14 protein-coding genes are annotated in these 18,015 nt (G+C 39.5%); 6 read left to right on the plus strand and 8 right to left on the minus strand.

The window, feature by feature from the left end; all coding sequences use genetic code 11:
• Position 1 precedes the first annotated feature (1 nt).
• A complete protein-coding gene (locus tag AABJ44_RS13460) occupies positions 2-1,594 on the plus strand; it encodes a CTP synthase (RefSeq protein ID WP_338369561.1) in 1,593 nt (530 codons plus the stop codon).
• 73 nt (positions 1,595-1,667) lie between these two features.
• Here the strand turns inward: AABJ44_RS13460 and gltA are convergent, their stop codons facing one another.
• The 7 genes from gltA to AABJ44_RS13495 form a co-directional block, all read right to left on the minus strand.
• On the minus strand, positions 1,668-3,143 hold the full coding sequence (gene gltA / locus AABJ44_RS13465) for an NADPH-dependent glutamate synthase (RefSeq protein WP_074645353.1): 1,476 nt from the start codon (positions 3,141-3,143) through the stop codon (positions 1,668-1,670).
• A 10-nt stretch (positions 3,144-3,153) separates the two neighbouring features.
• Positions 3,154-4,008, minus strand: a complete 855-nt coding sequence (locus tag AABJ44_RS13470) for a sulfide/dihydroorotate dehydrogenase-like FAD/NAD-binding protein (RefSeq protein ID WP_074645351.1) — start codon at positions 4,006-4,008, stop codon at positions 3,154-3,156.
• A 126-nt stretch (positions 4,009-4,134) separates the two neighbouring features.
• Positions 4,135-5,343 carry a hypothetical protein gene (locus tag AABJ44_RS13475; protein ID WP_338369562.1) on the minus strand — a complete coding sequence of 403 codons (1,209 nt, stop codon included), beginning with the start codon at positions 5,341-5,343 and terminating at the stop codon, positions 4,135-4,137.
• Positions 5,344-5,353: 10 nt separating this feature from the next.
• The gene (locus AABJ44_RS13480; protein ID WP_338369563.1) at positions 5,354-8,086 is read right to left on the minus strand and encodes a hypothetical protein; all 2,733 of its coding nucleotides are present in this window, start codon (positions 8,084-8,086) and stop codon (positions 5,354-5,356) included.
• A gap of 179 nt (positions 8,087-8,265) precedes the next feature.
• Positions 8,266-10,674: a helix-hairpin-helix domain-containing protein gene (locus AABJ44_RS13485; RefSeq protein ID WP_338369564.1), complete on the minus strand. Its 2,409-nt coding sequence runs from the start codon at positions 10,672-10,674 to the stop codon at positions 8,266-8,268.
• 80 nt (positions 10,675-10,754) lie between these two features.
• Positions 10,755-11,648, minus strand: coding sequence for a hypothetical protein (locus AABJ44_RS13490; RefSeq protein WP_338369565.1), 894 nt, complete (start codon positions 11,646-11,648; stop codon positions 10,755-10,757).
• 80 nt (positions 11,649-11,728) lie between these two features.
• Positions 11,729-12,958, minus strand: a complete 1,230-nt coding sequence (locus tag AABJ44_RS13495) for a dicarboxylate/amino acid:cation symporter (RefSeq protein ID WP_338369566.1) — start codon at positions 12,956-12,958, stop codon at positions 11,729-11,731.
• Positions 12,959-13,015: 57 nt separating this feature from the next.
• Here AABJ44_RS13495 and AABJ44_RS13500 point away from each other — a divergent pair, with 57 nt between their 5' ends.
• Positions 13,016-13,741, plus strand: coding sequence for a hypothetical protein (locus AABJ44_RS13500; RefSeq protein WP_338369567.1), 726 nt, complete (start codon positions 13,016-13,018; stop codon positions 13,739-13,741).
• A 5-nt stretch (positions 13,742-13,746) separates the two neighbouring features.
• Positions 13,747-14,424 (plus strand): MgtC/SapB family protein, encoded by a 678-nt coding sequence (locus AABJ44_RS13505; RefSeq protein ID WP_338369568.1) that lies wholly within the window; start codon positions 13,747-13,749, stop codon positions 14,422-14,424.
• A gap of 3 nt (positions 14,425-14,427) precedes the next feature.
• Here the strand turns inward: AABJ44_RS13505 and AABJ44_RS13510 are convergent, their stop codons facing one another.
• Positions 14,428-14,742: an isoamylase early set domain-containing protein gene (locus AABJ44_RS13510; protein WP_074643933.1), complete on the minus strand. Its 315-nt coding sequence runs from the start codon at positions 14,740-14,742 to the stop codon at positions 14,428-14,430.
• Between the two features lie 180 nt (positions 14,743-14,922).
• On the opposite strand from AABJ44_RS13510, the gene metK reads away from it, so the two are divergent.
• The 3 genes from metK (at position 14,923) to AABJ44_RS13525 (ending at position 17,988) form a co-directional block, all read left to right on the plus strand.
• Positions 14,923-16,140 (plus strand): methionine adenosyltransferase, encoded by a 1,218-nt coding sequence (gene metK / locus AABJ44_RS13515; RefSeq protein ID WP_338369569.1) that lies wholly within the window; start codon positions 14,923-14,925, stop codon positions 16,138-16,140.
• A gap of 265 nt (positions 16,141-16,405) precedes the next feature.
• The gene (gene nth, locus AABJ44_RS13520; protein WP_338369570.1) at positions 16,406-17,038 is read left to right on the plus strand and encodes an endonuclease III; all 633 of its coding nucleotides are present in this window, start codon (positions 16,406-16,408) and stop codon (positions 17,036-17,038) included.
• Positions 17,039-17,112: 74 nt separating this feature from the next.
• On the plus strand, positions 17,113-17,988 hold the full coding sequence (locus AABJ44_RS13525) for a mechanosensitive ion channel family protein (RefSeq protein ID WP_338369571.1): 876 nt from the start codon (positions 17,113-17,115) through the stop codon (positions 17,986-17,988).
• Positions 17,989-18,015: the final 27 nt, after the last annotated feature.

An 18,015-nucleotide genomic window follows, 5' to 3' on the forward strand; every position in this document is an offset into this window, starting at 1 on the left:
TATGAGTAAATTTATTTTTGTAACAGGTGGAGTTGTATCAGGATTAGGAAAGGGAATTACAGCAGCAAGTTTAGGACGCCTTTTGAAGTGCCGCGGGCTTAAGGTAACAAGCCAGAAGCTCGACCCATATATGAACGTTGACCCGGGTACAATGAGTCCATTCCAGCACGGAGAAGTTTTCGTAACAGATGATGGTGCAGAAACCGACCTTGACCTTGGACACTACGAACGCTTCATCGATGAAAATCTTACAAAATATTCAAACATGACAAGTGGACGTGTTTACTGGAACGTTTTGAACAAGGAACGCCAGGGTGAATATCTTGGACAGACAGTTCAGATTATTCCTCACGTAACAAATGAAATCAAAGACTTTGTTATGAAAAATGCCGAGGTTAGCAATGCCGACGTAAGTATTGTTGAGGTCGGCGGTACAATCGGTGATATCGAAAGCCAGCCGTTCCTTGAAGCAATCCGTCAGCTTGCGCTTGAAGTTGGACGCCGTAACTGTCTTTTTATTCACGTTTGTCTAGTTCCTTACATCAGCGGTTCAGATGAATATAAATCAAAGCCAACACAGCACTCTGTAAAAGAGCTCATGGCCGTTGGTATTCATCCTGATATTATTGTTGCCCGCTGTGATAAAGAAATTCCAACAGACATCCGAAAGAAGATTTCCCTCTTCTGTAACGTTGGAGAAGACTGTGTAATCAACAACACAACCTGTCGCAGCCTTTATGAAGTTCCTCTGATGCTCCACGCTCAGAATATGGATGATGTTGTATGCCGCGACCTTGGACTCGAAACAGGCGCAGACTATCCTATGCTTGCAGACTGGTCTCGAATGGTAGAAACAATTCATGCACGTCAGGGTGAGATTCAGATTGCACTGGTTGGAAAATATGTAAAACTTCACGACTCATATCTGAGTATTGTTGAATCACTCAACCATGCAAGCTTTGTTGTTGGTAAGAATGTAAAAATCAAATGGGTTGATTCAGACAGCGTAACTGATGAAACAGCTCCGGAAGTATTTAAAGACTGCGCTGGAATCATTCTTCCGGGCGGATTCGGTCACCGTGGTGTAGAAGGAATGGTCTGCTCTTGTCGTTATGCACGTACCCACAAGTTGCCATATTTTGGAATCTGTCTTGGAATGCAGATAGCAGTAATTGAGTTTGCCCGCAGCGTACTCGGTTATTCAGATGCAAACAGCCGCGAATTTGACGAACTCTGTGAACATCCTGTAATCGACCTGATGAAAAATCAGGAAGGTGTAATCAAAGGCGGCACAATGCGTCTTGGTTCATACCCATGCGAAGTTACTCCGGGAACAATTCTTGAAAAAGCTTATGGAAGTACACATATTGATGAACGCCATCGCCACCGCTATGAGTTCAACAACGATTACCGCACACAGATGCAGGAAGCTGGTCTCACAATCAGTGGAACAAGCCCTGACGGAACTCTTGTAGAAGCCGTTGAAGTTGCCGGCCAGTTCCATGTTGGCGTTCAGTTCCATCCGGAATTCAAGAGCCGTCCAAATAATGCAGGACCTCTCTTTGTAGAATTCCTTAAGGCTTGTGATAAATAAAAGGTAGCACGTAGAAATAAAAAAAGGCCGGCTGGAATCAGATCCAACCGGCCTTTTCATTTATGCAATATAATTACTTCGCAAGGTATTCATTGATACCAGCTGCAGCCTTACGTCCTTCACCCATAGCAAGGATAACTGTAGCGGCACCAAGAACGATGTCTCCACCAGCCCATACTTTTGCGTGGTGTGTAGCCTGCTTTTCATCTACGAGGATGTGTCCGCGCTTGTCAGCATCGAGACCAGGTGTTGTGCTTACGAGAAGTGGGTTAGAACCATTTCCGAGAGCAACAATCATAGCGTCACATGGAACATCATGTTCTGAACCTGGAATAGCTACTGGAGAGCGGCGTCCTGATTCATCTGGTTCACCGAGTTCGTAGCTAAGGCAGCGTACGCCAACAACCTTTCCTTCTTCGTTTCCAAGTACTTCTACAGGGTTTTCGAGGAAGCGGAAGTTTACGCCTTCTTCTTCTGCGTGACCAATCTCTTCGAGACGAGCCGGCATTTCGTTTCTTGTACGGCGGTAAACAACATCAACAGTTTCGGCCCCTAGGCGGAATGCCATGCGGGCAGCATCCATTGCAACGTTTCCCGCACCACAAACTACTACGTGCTTTGCTTCGTAAATCGGAGTTGCAGCATGATCCTTATCGTAACCCTTCATAAGATTTGCACGAGTAAGATATTCGTTTGCAGAGAATACACCAATGAGGTTTTCTCCTGGAATGTTGAGGAACTTTGGAAGACCTGCACCAGTTCCTACGAAAGCAGCATCAAAGCCTTTTTCTTCAAGAAGCTGATCAAGTGTATCTGTACGGCCAACAAGGAAGTTTGTTTCAAACTTTACGCCGATTTTCTTAAGATTTTCAATTTCGTCCTGAACGATTTTCTTTGGAAGACGGAACTCAGGAATACCGTACATCATAACGCCACCACACTTGTGGAAAGCTTCGAATACAGTAACTTCATGACCGGCACGTGCACAGTCTGCAGCAACTGTAAGACCTGCAGGACCTGAACCGATAACTGCAACCTTTTTTCCTGTTGCTGGAGCGACTTCCGGCATTGTTACCTGATTGTTCTCGCGTTCCCAGTCTGCAACAAAGCGCTCGAGACGACCGATAGAAACAGCCTTTTCTGCACTCTTGTAAACCTTACCAACAGTACATTTTCCCTGACACTGTTTTTCCTGAGGACAAACACGACCACAGATAGCAGGAAGGAGTGATGTCTTTTTAATAATATCAACAGCAGCCTTGAACTGGCCGTTTGCAATCTCTTTTACAAAGCCTGGAATATCGATATTTACAGGACAGCCTTCCATACAGAATGGCTTTGCACACTGAAGACAGCGGTTAGCTTCAACGATAGCCTGTTCAGCGCTGAAACCAAGAGCAACTTCGTCCATCTGGCGAGCGCGAACTTTTGGATCGCGGGCTGGCATTTCCATCTGTGGAATTGCATTACGATCTTTAGCTGTAAGCTTGCCGTTAGTTTTAATCAAATCCTGGATTTTATTTAATTCTTCTGTTACGTTAATTGCCATTTTTATGCTCCTACTTTGCAAGCTTATCAGCTTCTGCCTGCATCTTGCACTTGTGGAAATCTTCAGTTTCACGTGGCTTGAAAGACTTCATACGCATCATCATGTTGTCCCAGTCTACAATGTGTGCATCGAACTCTGGACCATCAACACAAACGAACTTTGTTTCACCGCCAACACTTACACGGCAGCCACCACACATACCAGTTCCATCAATCATGATTGTGTTCAAAGAAACTGTTGTCTTTACACCGTACTCCTTAGTTGTAAGAGCACAGAACTTCATCATAATTGGAGGACCGATTGCGATAACCTCTGCTGGTGGGCACTGGCTTTCACACATTTCCTTTACAGGTACTGTTGAAACACCCTGACGTCCAGCCGATCCATCGTCTGTCATGATGATTACTTCGTCAGCAAGAGCCTTCATTTCATCAACATAAATCAAAAGGTCTTTATTACGTGCACAGATAACCATGATTACCTTATTACCGATAGCCTTGTGAGCCTGAACGATTGGGTAACATGGGGCAACACCGAAACCACCACCAACAACAAGTACAGGGCGGTCATATTTTTCAATTTTAGAAGGATTTCCAAGAGGACCAAGAACTGCAGGAAGTTCCTCGCCAGCCTCTTTCAAAGAGAGTTTATAAGTTGATGCACCTACAGCCTGGAAAACGAGAGCAATCCAGCCCTCTTCAGCATTTGCATCAGCAATAGTAAGCGGAATACGCTCACCAAAATCCAAATCAACCTGAACGATTACAAACTGTCCTGCCTTGCGGTTACGTGCAATTTCAGGAGCAGTAACCTTCATATAAAATACACCGGCAGAAAGCTGTTTTTTTTCAATAATTTTAAACATCTTCAGTCCTCTTAAAAAATAAATGGTAAATTATTGTACAATATGGGGAAAATCAAGTCAATTGAGGACAAAAAAAACGCGATGGATCACTGACCACCGCGTTTTTCGCTATTCACACAGACTTTATTAGAAGCCTACAGAAACGTATGCGTAACCGCCTAAACCGGCTACTTCCATACTCTTTATGAAGTTTGGAGACTGTGTTGAAATACCAAAATCAAACTGAACAAGACGTAGATTTATTGTTGTTCCAAGCTGATGAATAAAAACCTGATCTTTATATTCTGTTGAAACATTGAGCTTGAAGGCATTAATAAGATTAAGACCAATGCCTAGATAATACTCTGGATAGAATATTGCATCACTGGTGAAAGGTCTTCTGATTCCAAAACCAACACCGGCACGAGCATTAAAGAGTGTTCCGAGAAGGTCTTTATCAGCATAAATATTAACCTTTAATGGGCGGTGAATAGTTAATGTTGTATATTCATTTGTTACAGTTTTTTCACGCTCAGTTTTCTCTGGATTTTCATAATCAGAAACCTTTACACTATAATCCATTCCCCACTGAATATTAGATTTATAACCTAATGTACCAGGAACGATTGGAATACGGCTGGTTAAACCTACTGTAAATGATTTTGTTAGATCCCACGATAATCCAAGACCAAAATCAAAACCAAAACCTTTAGTTAAGGCAGCAGAAATCTTACCTATATCAAAATTAATTTTATTATCTTCTATAGACAATCCTGTAAAGGAATAAACATCCATGTTCATATCCATAGAAACATCAAGACTTCCATCAGATCCGTTTACTACAGTAGCTTTTGCACCACCGCCGCGCATAGACACAACAGGAATAAATACTGCAGGCTGTACTTCAACCTTAAGTCTTCCGAACTTTATACCTATATCCAGATGAGAAAAGGCAAAAACATCTGCATCATTATCGAGACTGAAAGTTATAACGTCACCCACTGAATTTCCATTTCCAAGGAAATCAAAAAGGTCTTTACCGACAGACATGCTTTCATATAACTCAAGTCCGGCAGAAAGTCCAACATGTACATTTACAATATTAAAATTCATTTCCCAGATTGGTTTAGCACCTGCACGGATATTAAAACCATTATCAGGACACTCATCAGCCAGCTGAGGTAAATCAATTATCAAATCCTTCTGCAAAAGTTCATTAACAGTAAAAAGATTGTTTGATGCTCCAAGTTCAGTACCAGCTTTTATTTCAAAGAATCGCTGAGAAAAGAAGTTTCGTGAAAAGGCAGCAGTAGATATAACTGAAACTGCAAAAATACAAGCAAATAATTTCTTCATCTTCTACCCCCTATTTTAACTGAACAATTCCGTCTGTTTTAAGACTGATTTCAGCATAGACATTTACAGATTTATCACGAGTCATTGCTATTGACGCACCTTCTTTCATTCGTAATTTAATCTTTGGACTAATACTATCTGAAGAAGACTTCAACTGACTGACAGTTTCTGCCCCAAAAGCTATTTTACCTGACTTATTTAAATTATAATAATTATCAATTGTTCCAGTACCAAAAAGATCTATACCTATCTGAACATCCTTAAAAGTTATAGGCAATTTATTTACTGTATATTTGACCTCCAAAGATTCTACAGCATCAATGTATTTTGAAAAAATAGAATCATCAGAAGAATCAGAACTGCCTGAACTTGATGATGAACCAGAAGTATTAGAAGAATCTCCTGTGATAGAAGTAAGATCTATTTCTACATATTCTACCTCTCCATCTTCATCATCCTTTACCTGGAACTTAACAGGAAGCTCTAAAAGTGCATAAATACCGATAGAACCTGACTCTGAGTTTTCCAAAGCAGCTTTAGTAATTTTAATTCCACTGCTTCCTGTTCCACTCAAAGAAATATTGTAATCTACACAAAGCTGAGATTCCTTAAAAGTACTCTCAGGAATATCATCTGGTTTTGTAAGTAACTCTTTAAGTGAAACCACGAGACTTGAGCCTACTGTTGCTTCAGATATAACTACTTCATCTCCATTTTCATTCTTTTCTGTAACAATATTTGGTTCTGCTACAAACTCAACATCTACTTCGTTTCCGTTTTCATCATAAGCTTTACCATTAGTAAGAATTGGCTTTTCAAAAGCACCTAACTGAGTTGGAGTTGAACCATCAGATGGGTTTGTTCCATAGAACATTGTTACTGATGAAGAACCGAAATCCAGATTTTCAAATACAGAATCACCATCAACTGTTACATCAGGTCTTGTAAGATAGAGATACAGTTTACAATCTGGAAGCTCAATGTTTTCTGCAAATTCTTTTCCAAGTGAATCTTCCAAAGAAGCATACAATGAAGATGGATTAAAACCTGTTCCCATTGTATCTGACATTGAAGGAAGAGTATCAAGATTAATAGTTACTGATTCCCAGTCAATTACCGGCTCAAGATTTATTGCAAAGTTATATTTTGTTCCAGGCTTAACCTTTTTTACAGTAATTTTATCCTGCTCTCCTCCAGGAAGTATAACATCAACCTTAAAATCAAATGCATTGAATTCATCTGAAGCAGATGGAGATGATTCAAGTTTTACTGTTCTTGTATAATCCTCAACGTCATCATCACCACTAAGAATATTTATTGGAAAATCTGTTTTTCCGCCTTCAATATTTATGTTCTTTCCTAATGTTGCATCATACATATCATGAATATCAAAGAAGTCTGAGAATACCGATAGAGAAATAACATTTTCTGAAGGTAAGGTATTTGTATATGTACCTTTTACACCACATTTATGAAGCTCTAATGCCTTAACTATTTTTAATACATCCTCTGGTATCTCTTGTGTTTCATTGAATGAAAGGCTTTGATTTGAAAGTTTCACTGTTACACTTTCAATTTCTCTTATTTTTGTTCCGATTCCAATAGAAGGTTTCTTTTCAAAATCAATAGTTGCATTTGCAATAACAATATTGAAATCTACATTTGCGTGAATATCGTCTGTAGTTATTGATTTATTATCCAATGGAAAAGTGGCAGGACTAGTAGCTGCAGTCTGAACTCCACTTTCAAGATTAATTCCACCAGTTAATTCAATCTCATAAGCCGGATTTACATTTTTCCATTCTTTAGGAATTGAAAAATTCAGAGTTAAATCTCCGTCACCAATGGTACATCCATCAACATTATCAAGACCACTCAGTCCATCAATATTCTGAGTGAAACTGTATGAAATTGGCTGAGTTAATGTAAGGCCTTCTACAGAATTAATCTGATATGGATGTACTGATTTATTTGAAGTATCGATTGTAGCAATGAATGCTTTTGAATTTGAAGTTTCAGAGAATTCTATGCTGATATCTGATGTCTTAAAAATAAATGAACTCAAATTTATTTCTGCAACACCATTATAGAAAGTTCCACTGACAGTTTTTCCATTACTTCTTAAATAAACTGTACCATTATATGAAGTATCGATAGTTGTAATAATATCATTCACAGATGTTGATGATGAAGATATATCAACATTATATGCTGCAATCTTCATTGTACCTTGCTTAAAAGACAACTTATCTGCAAAATTATAAATCTGACTGAAAGTAGACGTACCATAATTCAGCATGATACCGGCAAGTCTGAATTCATTACAAATCTGTTCATTAACCTCATCAAGATCTATATCCAGATTATAACTGAAGTCTACTGTAGGAACTTCAAATTCCTTTTCGAAAGAAATGTTACTGATAGAATCTGCGAGAGCTCCTTTATCAAAATAATCACTGATATCTATAGGAATATTCTGTAAAGGCATATACATCAGGAATTTTTGAGTGTCACCTGATTTCTTAGGCCAGTAATCGTAAATCTTTCCATTATTTGGAAGTTCAACCGTACCGATTAAATTACTTACCCCAAGTTTATCACTTAAATCTTTTTCAACATTACCAAGTGAAAATTCATAATCTGCATTTGTCTTAACAGAAATTGTTTCCGGAAGCTTCCATGAGCAGCTTCCTAATGCAAATACCAAGCCTATAGAAATGATAGCAAAAGCTATTTTTTTCATAAGACACCTCCTATATCCGCTCTCGCGGCAAACTCTCTCTAAAATATATAATCTAATATATAATCTGGATTTATGTACGGACTTTTTATATTCTTAAATTTATCTTATTAATTTTTGTCTATTTGTAGACCTAGGTATTATAACACGCGAGGTCTACAAAATAAACACTTTTCAAAAAATTATTTTTTATTGTTAAAGAAGGCTGCAAATGGATTATAGCTCATACCATCATCGCTGCCAGAATTGTAGTTGTTATTACTGCGGCGGTTATCGTCACGACGTGGCTGTGAGCCGGCATTTCCTGATGCTCCACTCTTCTTTACTACAACAACACGGCGACCATTACCTGAAGCACCTGCTCCAGCAGATGGTTCACGGCGAGCTGTACTCTTCTGACCAGTTCCAGCACGGCTTGCAGCATCACTCTTAAGAGAAAGGGCGATACGGCGACGGTCGCGGTCCAGTTCAATAATAGTAAACTCGTGAACATCACCTACTTTTACAACATCCATAGGGTTTTCTACGAAGCTGTCGCTAAGCTCACTGAGGTGAACAAGACCAGTTTCATGAAGACCGATATCAACAAAGGCACCAAAGTCTACTACGTTCTTGATTTTACCGGTAACCTTCATACCTTCTTTAAGGTCTTCGAACTGTAAAACACCCTTCTGCATGATTGGAGCTGGATAGCCATCGCGAGGGTCGCGGTTTGGCTTCTGAAGCTCTTCTACGATGTCTTTTACAGTTGTTTCGCCGATATTATATTTTTCTGCAAGTTTTTTAATCAGATCAGCAGGAACCTTTTCTTTGTTCTGAATATATGGAAGAACTTCGCGTGCTGCATCGTAGTTTTCAGGGTGAACCCAGGTATTATCAAGTGGATCAGAGCTTTCTGCAATCTTAAGGAAGCCGGCACACTGCTCAAAGGCCTTAGGACCAAGGCCTGGAACGTTTTTAAGGTCTTCACGGCTCTTAATCTTTCCGTTCTGGTCGCGGTAAGCAACAATCTTCTTTGCAGTAGTTGAATTGATACCAGAAACGTACTTGAGGAGTGAGTAGCTGGCAGTATTAAGGTTTACACCAACGTTATTTACAACCGAACCTACAACTTCATCAAGCTGTTCAGCAAGTTTTTTCTGATTTACATCGTGCTGATAAAGACCGACACCAATAGCTTTAGGGTCGATTTTAACGAGTTCTGAAAGTGGGTCCTGGAGACGGCGGCCCATAGAAATGGCACCACGGATTGTAAGGTCGAGGTCCGGGAACTCTTCGCGGGCAATATCACTTGCCGAATAAACTGAAGCACCAGATTCATCAACTACTGTATAAACTACATCATTATAGTTATCGCTGATTACCTTGCTAACGATAGCCTGAACTTCCTGCGAGCCGGTACCGTTACCAACAGCAACAACCTGAATATCATACTTATCGATGGCGTCATTGATCATTTTGTAAGAACCGTCCGGGTCTGTAACCTGGAAGAACTTAAAGTAACCGAGGTACTTACCGGTTTCATCAAGAGCTGCACACTTTGTACCGGTACGGATACCAGGGTCAACACCAAGAACACGGCTTCCCTTAATTGGCTGTGTCATCAAAAGGTTTTTGAGGTTTTCGCTGAAAATACCGATTCCGTGAACATCAGCTTCGTCTGCTTCGTCACTGCGGATTTCGCGAACAACGGCAGGGCTGAGCAAACGTACAACGCCATCTTCAATTGCTTCTTTATGATATTTATTGCTGATAGTTGCTTTTCTCTGAAGAGCTGCAACTGCTGAATCAACATCAACATCAATTGTAACTTCAAGAGCACCTTCGCGTTCACCACGGTTGATAGCAAGAATGCGGTGTGGTTTTACTTCGTTCAAAGGCTCTGTGTAATCCCAGTACATTTTGTAAGTAGAAGTATTCTCGGCAACAGTAGCGTCCTGTCCTTCTGGAACAATACCCTTTGTTTTGATTGTTCCGGTTCTCATATAAAGATCGTGAATTGTTTCGCGGTTTGCAGTTTCCTGGCTTACACGCTCTGCAATAATATCTTTTGCACCAGCGAGGGCATCTGCGGCAGACTCAACATTCAAAGCAGAATCTTCATTATCAGTCTTTACGAACTTTTCTGCTTCTTTTTCAACTGCAGCGTCATCGTTGTCTGCAAGCATAAAGTCTGCCAATGGCTCGAGACCTTTTTCTGCAGCAACCATACCGCGGGTCTTCTTCTTTTTCTTGAACGGAGCCCAGAGGTCTTCCAATGCTGTCATAGTTGTGGCAGACATAATTGCGTTATAAAGAGTTTCTGTGAGTTTTCCCTGAGCAAAAACGCCTTTTACAATTTCAAGGCGGCGGTCTTCAAGGTTATGATATGATTTATAGAGGTGGTCACAGTCGCGAACCTGAACCTCATCAAGATTGTCATGCTTTTCCTTGCGGTAGCGGCTGATGAAAGGGATTGTACATCCTTCTTCAACCAGGCTGATAACTGCACTCACCTGCTGCACGCGGATATTCAGCTCTGCAGCGATTTTTTTCATAATTTCCACTTCGTTAACCGAAAGTGCGTCGATAGTTTCTTGTGTAAATTCCATAGTGGGAGTAATTGTAGTGAAAAGAAGATAGTCGGGCAAGACAAAAAAAAAGCCCCGAAACATATTCGGGGTTTCAGGCATTATTCTGTTTCTTCTTCGTCTTCAGATTCTTCTGGAGGAACATCATCCGGAGTTTCTGCATAAGTCATATCAAGAAGCTGATTACAGTTATTTGAAAGAATTCTATAAAGCGCCGGAATCAGCTGTTCACGGATTCTATCATCAAGTCCGGCAGTACCATTAGAGTTTATAAAAGAGAAAACATAGAGCATTCCGCCATTCACAGAACGTTCCATAGCAAGAATTGCACCAGAACGGAAAAGGAAGCCCTTAAGATTAAAATGAATATCCTGAATCTTCTCGTAAAGCTTAAGTTCTAATTTATCATCTGGTACAAGAATAGTAAAATGAGAAAGACTTATATCCTGAAGACTTCCTGTTACCGGATCATTATAATTCTGTCCCTTGTAATAAGTATAAGTACAGGCAGAAGAACACAAGGCACGAATTGTCTTTCGACGTCCCTGAGCCTGGTTTGCAAACAAAATTCTTCTAATCAAGTCAAAATTATTATTTTTCTGATATTCAAGCTGAATACAACCACAGCGGCAGCCATATTCGTAAAGATATTTACGTTCCAGCTGATTTTTTTCAAGTTTTGACTGACGTTTTGTATACAGGATTCCTACTGAACTTGCATTATCATATTCTTGAATATAATCATGAATATAGTCTTCCCAATCCAAACCAGGAAGTTCATAATCAATATTAAAGAAAATAATCAGATCTTTAAAAAGAGATGTTATTACCTTAACCTTTTTCTGAATATTTACGCGTTTATCAAAAGGAACATAATAACATTCATATCCCAGTGCAAAATATTCTTCCAGGTAGGCTTCCGGCATTAAAGATGTATCCGGTAAAATAAAAAAGGTTTTTCTTCCTGTTACAATTTCATTGACAGATATTCCCAAACCAAGCCTCTTTATTAGGGTTTAATTATATCGTAAAAATACGAAAACACAATATAAAACCCTAATAAATTGTTATAAAATTAAATAAAATGTGTTATTGAGTGATGCTCTATAGTCTTAGTCTTTACAGCTACAATATAACTGCCAACCATTGCAGTAAGTGTATCAAAAACAGCTGCAAACGAGCAGATAATCATTGAAGCCGGCTTTAAAAGCAGGAAGCTTGTTTCAAAACCACGTGCATATTTTGAACACAAAATAGTAAGCAGTACAAAAGCTCCACCAGCAGGAATTCCACCAAGCAGGAAGGAAAGTCCGAATGAAAGACCAAAAATCCAGAGAATATCAGTTACAGGAATACTCAAACTTGAATATGAACGCCATATCAAAATAAAAGATATTGTTGTAACAAGAGCAGAACCACCACGTGCATAAATAGAGAACATAGGATAAGTAAAGCCTCGGCAACGACGACGAATTCCAAGACTGTCACTGAGATGGCGGTTTGCAAGAGGAATTACAAGATTTGAATCGCCACTAAAGAAAGAAAGTATAAGCGGTGCAATACTTGCATACAAAACCTTATAAGGATGTGGATCATGACATACAAAATGCAGAATAAGAGGATAGATTATTCCAGCCACAATCACAAAATCAACCAGGAACATAATTACCATTGGAGTAAAGATTCCAGGCTCAATTACCTTACGGAAATCCATAGTCCAGTAGCAGACAATTGCAATAGAAAGAATTGAAAGGATTTCAGTAAAGAAGTTTGCAATATTATAGAAAAGATCTGAAAGAGCATCTGAAAGTGCATAAACAGGCTTAAAAGCAACTTCTTCTGATGCACTTTCCCAGCCAATTATGAAAGCAAAAACAAGAGAAACCAGAAGGAACGAACCTTCACGAAGTGCTTCAAATCCTGAATAAGGGAAAAGAGAAAGAATCAAACCTTTTACATCAATCGAAAATGCTTCAGTTGCTACATCAACCGTAATTGGAATACGTGGGAGTTTTACCATCAGAATTGAAGCAAGGCCTACAAGAGTTAGAATAAGTGATGATGCTACGATTATAAGTACAGTTAATCCTGTTGTTTTAAGAAGCAGTTTTGAAGTTCTGAGCTTGGAAACAGCAACAATAGCACTTGTAAAAAGCAGTGGGACAACAACATATCTTCCCACTCTTATAAATAATTCTGTCAGAAATGCAATTGCATTTGCAAAAGCCGCATTTTCTGTAGGAAGAATAAAAGCAGCAAGAATACCTAACGCAACACCAATCAAATACTTAATCCAAACTTTCATAGTTAGTCATTATAACATAGTATGGATTGCAATGCCATAGTGTGTTATAATCAAATTATGTCTAACACGCTGTTAATTGGAAAGGATTTGCCAGACGGGCTTGCTTTTGCAGAAGCACTGGCAGATTCAGGACGCTCAGTATTTGGAACTGCAAAATCTGAAGCCGATGCTGCAAAATTTGAATCAGAAAAGATTTATGCAACAACCTGGAATAAGTCTTCGGCTGTTTCAGCTCACTCTGTGATTATCAGGGCAGAAACAAAACTCGAAAATCTGGATGAAGCAATCTTTTATTTTGATGCTTCAACCTTCTGTTCACAATTTGAACTTGACCGTACAGAAGATATTTCCAATGGTATTGATTCCATGATTAGCGGTTTTCTATATTCATCTAATGAACTTTTAAAGAGAATTGACCAGCGAAAAGAAAAGATTTCTGTTTTATTCCTTGTAAAAGAATATCCTTCTAAATATGAATTGATTTCTTCAAAAGCTGTAGGACTCGTACCTGCAAGTACAATTGTAAGTACCGCACAGGCAGCTTTCTGTGCCCTTGCCGAAAGTTTTTCTACAAATGTTGCAGACAGAGATTATCTTTCTGTTGTTCTTGCTAAGTGCAGCTATTCAAATGAACTATATAAAAATGAAGATGCCATTGCAGACTGGACAGTTTCCTCACTGAACACTGTAAGGACAATGAAAAATCCACAGACTGTAAAACAAGCCGGAACCTGGAATAAGGTTGGAGGAAAACTTCAGACCGGTTTTGCACTCTTCAGGTAGGCCTTATGAATATTTATATAGAATATACAATCAGATTAGCATTAAGTTTTGTATGCAGCTTTATTCTTGGCCTTGAACGAAAGAGCCATCAGCATATTGTTGGAATCAGAACCCTGGTTTCTATGGGACTTTCATGCTGTCTGCTTTCTATTCTTTCCGTTTATATGGCAGAAACTCCAGCAGTAAACGGCGATCCTACAAGAATTGCGGCCGGTGTTATTACCGGAATCGGATTCCTTGGCGGAGGTGCCATTCTTAAACTTGGTCTGAACATCAGAGGTCTTACAACTGCAGCTATCATTTTCATGACATCTGCATTGGGTATGTCTTTTGGTGCAGGCCTTTATATTCCAACTGTAATTACCTTCTTTATCATTCTGATTATTCTTTTGACAATGGATAAGGTTGAAAAGAAGATTTTCCCGGCCGCTAAAACAAAGTCGGTTATTATTCAGGTTTCAACTGCCGGTTCTGATTTTGATTTTCAGGAAAAATTTGCTGATATCATGAAGAGCTATGGCTTTATTGTTCATGATGTGAATCCACAGTTTCATCCGAAAGACAACATTATGCAGCTTTCATATACTGTAAAAACACCTGATAAACTTGAAGCTGTAAAGATTGCAAAGGAATTTAGCGAAAAGAACGAGAATCTGATTAGTTTTACGATTATTGATAAATAATGCCTACTGGCGTGTAACAACAACAGAGTTATCTGCGTTGCTGAAAGGAGCCGGGATATATTTGTCGGCTTTCCAGTCATTTTCCCAGCGGCAGCCGTCTAATAAGTAGCGGAACTGATATTCACGGTCAGCAGCCAGTTCAAGAGTCACAGAAAAACTTCCGTCATTTCCAAGGATAAGAGGGGTATCAGTACTGCTCCAGCTATTGAAGTCACCGGCAAGGTTTATTGTTTTTGCTCCCTGAGCAGCTTCCTTTGAAACAGTAAATGTAACTTTACAGGTCTTCTTATCTTTTGAAAAAGACTTTTTCAATGACATAATTAATTGACTCCTTCCCCTTTTTTCGTCCCTATAGCGTAAAAATATTGCATTTTTATATTTTATGCAATATAGTTAAGATGTAAATTTTATAATCGTCGTTTCCGCCGATTTATCCAAATTGCAGGGCGGAATTCTTCTCGTATGAGAGGAAAAATTCTTGCTAAATAGGAGACGTATATGTCTATCTTATCTAACAATCATTATTTATTTACATCTGAATCTGTAGGTGAAGGTCACCCAGATAAGCTTTGTGATCAGGTTTCTGATGCCGTTCTCGATTATTGTCTTTCTTTGGACAAAGATGCCCACGTTGCCTGTGAATCTTTCTCTACAACTGACTTTTTGATGGTTGGTGGTGAAATCGGTTTCCAGAATATCAAGGTTGATGCTGAGTTCACAAAGAAATTCAATGCTCAAGTTGAAAAAATTGCCCGCGGCGTTGCTTTGGACATCGGTTATAATGCTCCAGAAATTGGTCTTGATGGTGCTAACTGTATTTTCATGAACCGTCTTCATGCTCAGTCAGCAGATATCAACCAGGGCGTTGTAGGTACAGGTCTTGCTGAATATGAAGGTCAGCAGGGTGCGGGAGACCAGGGTATGATGTTCGGTTATGCTTGTAACGAAACACCAGCTTTAATGCCTGCCCCAGTTTACTATTCTCATCAGATTCTTCTTCGTGCTCATGAATTGCGTCACAACGGAACTATTAAATGGCTCCGTCCTGATGCAAAATCTCAGGTAACAATTGAATATGATGAAAACAACAAACCTTGCCGTATCGACACTGTAGTTGTTTCTCACCAGCACAATCCTGATGTAGATTACGATACAATCAAAAAGACAATCATCGAAGAAATCATTAAGCCTGTTCTTGAACCAACAGGACTTCTTAAAGGTGATACAAAATACTTTATCAACCCAACTGGTAAATTTGTAATTGGCGGACCTGATGGAGACTCTGGTCTTACAGGACGCAAAATCATCGTAGATACATACGGTGGAATGGGACGCCACGGTGGTGGAGCTTTCTCTGGAAAGGATCCTTCTAAGGTAGACCGTTCAGCAGCTTACATGGCACGCTACATTGCAAAGAACGTAGTTGCAGCAGGACTTGCAGACCGCGCCGAGGTAGAACTTGCTTATGCAATCGGAGTTCCATTCCCAGTTTCTATCATGGTTGAAACATTCGGTACTGAAAAAGTAAGCCGCAACAAGATTGAAGCCGCTGTAGAAAAGGTATTTGACTGTACACCAGCAGGAATTATTAAGACTCTGAACCTTAAGCAGCCAATTTACCGCAAGACAGCATCTTACGGACACTTTGGCCGCGAAGGCTTCCCTTGGGAAAATACAGACAAGGTTGACGAGCTTAAGGCTGCGGTTTCACAGTAATAGTCTGACCATACTCCAGAAGCATTCGGCCTTCTGGAGTAAATTTTTCTTCTTTTTTAGGCTGATTTTTAACGTTGTAAGCATGAATAGGGATATTCTTTTTAGAATCTACATGGAAAGGTCCTAAATCATAAGTTTTATATTCTCCCTTTACAAGTGAATAAAAATTATCTATCTTTTTTCCTCCAGGAAAAGTATAACTTATAATGATGTTTTTACGAGTTTTTTATTTAAATATTGTTGATTTTTCATTATTGTAGAAAATATGACATTGCTTTCAAAAGAGGAAATGACAGAAGCTTTCAAGCGCTGGAAAAAAGCAAATCCTGCTCCAGTTTCTGAACTGGATTATGTAAATCCATTTACACTGCTGGTTGCTGTAGTTCTTAGTGCACAGGCAACAGATAAAGGCGTAAACAAAGCGACCGCTGCTCTGTTTAAGGTAGCAGATACTCCGGAAAAAATGCTTGCACTTGGAGAAGGAGGTCTCATTTCCTATATCAAAACAATCGGACTCTATAAAAACAAAGCCAAACACGTTATGGGTCTTTCTAAGAAGCTGATTGATGATTTTGACAGTAAAGTGCCGGGAACCCGCGAAGAACTTATGACACTTCCGGGAGTTGGACGTAAAACTGCAAATGTAGTTTTGAATGTAATTTTTCATGAACCTACAATGCCGGTCGATACGCACCTGCTTAGGGTTGCCCCAAAAATCGGACTTGCCGAAGGAAATACACCGGAAACTGTAGAAAAAAGTCTGCTTGAAAGAATACCTCCAGAGTTTCTGCACGATGCTCATCACTGGATTTTACTGCACGGGCGCTACGTCTGTACTGCAAGAACTCCTAATTGTGAAGAATGTCTGATAAAGGATTTGTGTAAGCATAACAGCTGAAGTCTACATTAGTTTCGACAGGCTCAACCATCGTAACACTTGAAATCATCAGGAATCAGCGGTACATTTTAGGAATGAACGATAAAATCAATTCTATTGGTGAAGCGGCAAGTAATGCTGCTAATGATATTTTCTTTGATAAAACTACATCGTTTTTCAGCTGGATAAAGACTTTTCTTACATGGGAAAATCTTTTTAGATTGATAGGAAGCCTTCTGATTCTTTTCATAATATGGCTGGCGTTCCGTCTCATAGCCAAGGCTATCCGCCGTGTACCGGAATCAAAACTCCCGGCTCAGAGAGCAGCAATAGTCGTTAAATTCCTTCGTTATATATGTTATGTAGTCATTGTACTTTATGTACTCGGACTTTTCGGAATCAATCTTAAAGCCATCTGGGGAGCTGCAGGAATTGCCGGAGTTGCAATCGGTTTTGCTGCACAGACTTCAGTAAGCAATCTTATCAGCGGACTTTTCGTTTTGACAGAAGGTTCCATCCACGTTGGAGATACAATCATTGTTGGTGATGTAACCGGTATTGTTGATGAAGTAAAACTTCTTTCTATCCGTGTTCATACCTTTGATAATCAGATGGTTCGTATTCCGAACTCTACAATTATCAACAGCAATCTTACAAATAACTCATATCACAATAAGCGCCGCTGGACAGTAAAGGTTGGCGTTGATTATTCAACTGATATGAATCTCGCAATTGAAACCTTAAAAAAGGCTCCTGCGCTCTGCCCTACAGTTTTGAAGGACCCGGAACCAACAGTCTGGTTTGACGGTTTTGATTCAAGCAGTATAAATCTTGTTGTTGCAGTCTGGTTTAAACCTGCTGATTTCCTTCAGACAAGAAATGACATCCACATTGCAATCAAAAAAGTACTGGATGAAGCAGGAATTTCTATTCCATTCAACCAGCTTGATGTAAAGATTAAAAATGCGTAATTACTACGCACAATACGACTGGGAGAC

This window comes from Treponema bryantii (assembly GCF_036492245.1).
GTDB lineage: Bacteria > Spirochaetota > Spirochaetia > Treponematales > Treponemataceae > Treponema_D > Treponema_D bryantii_C.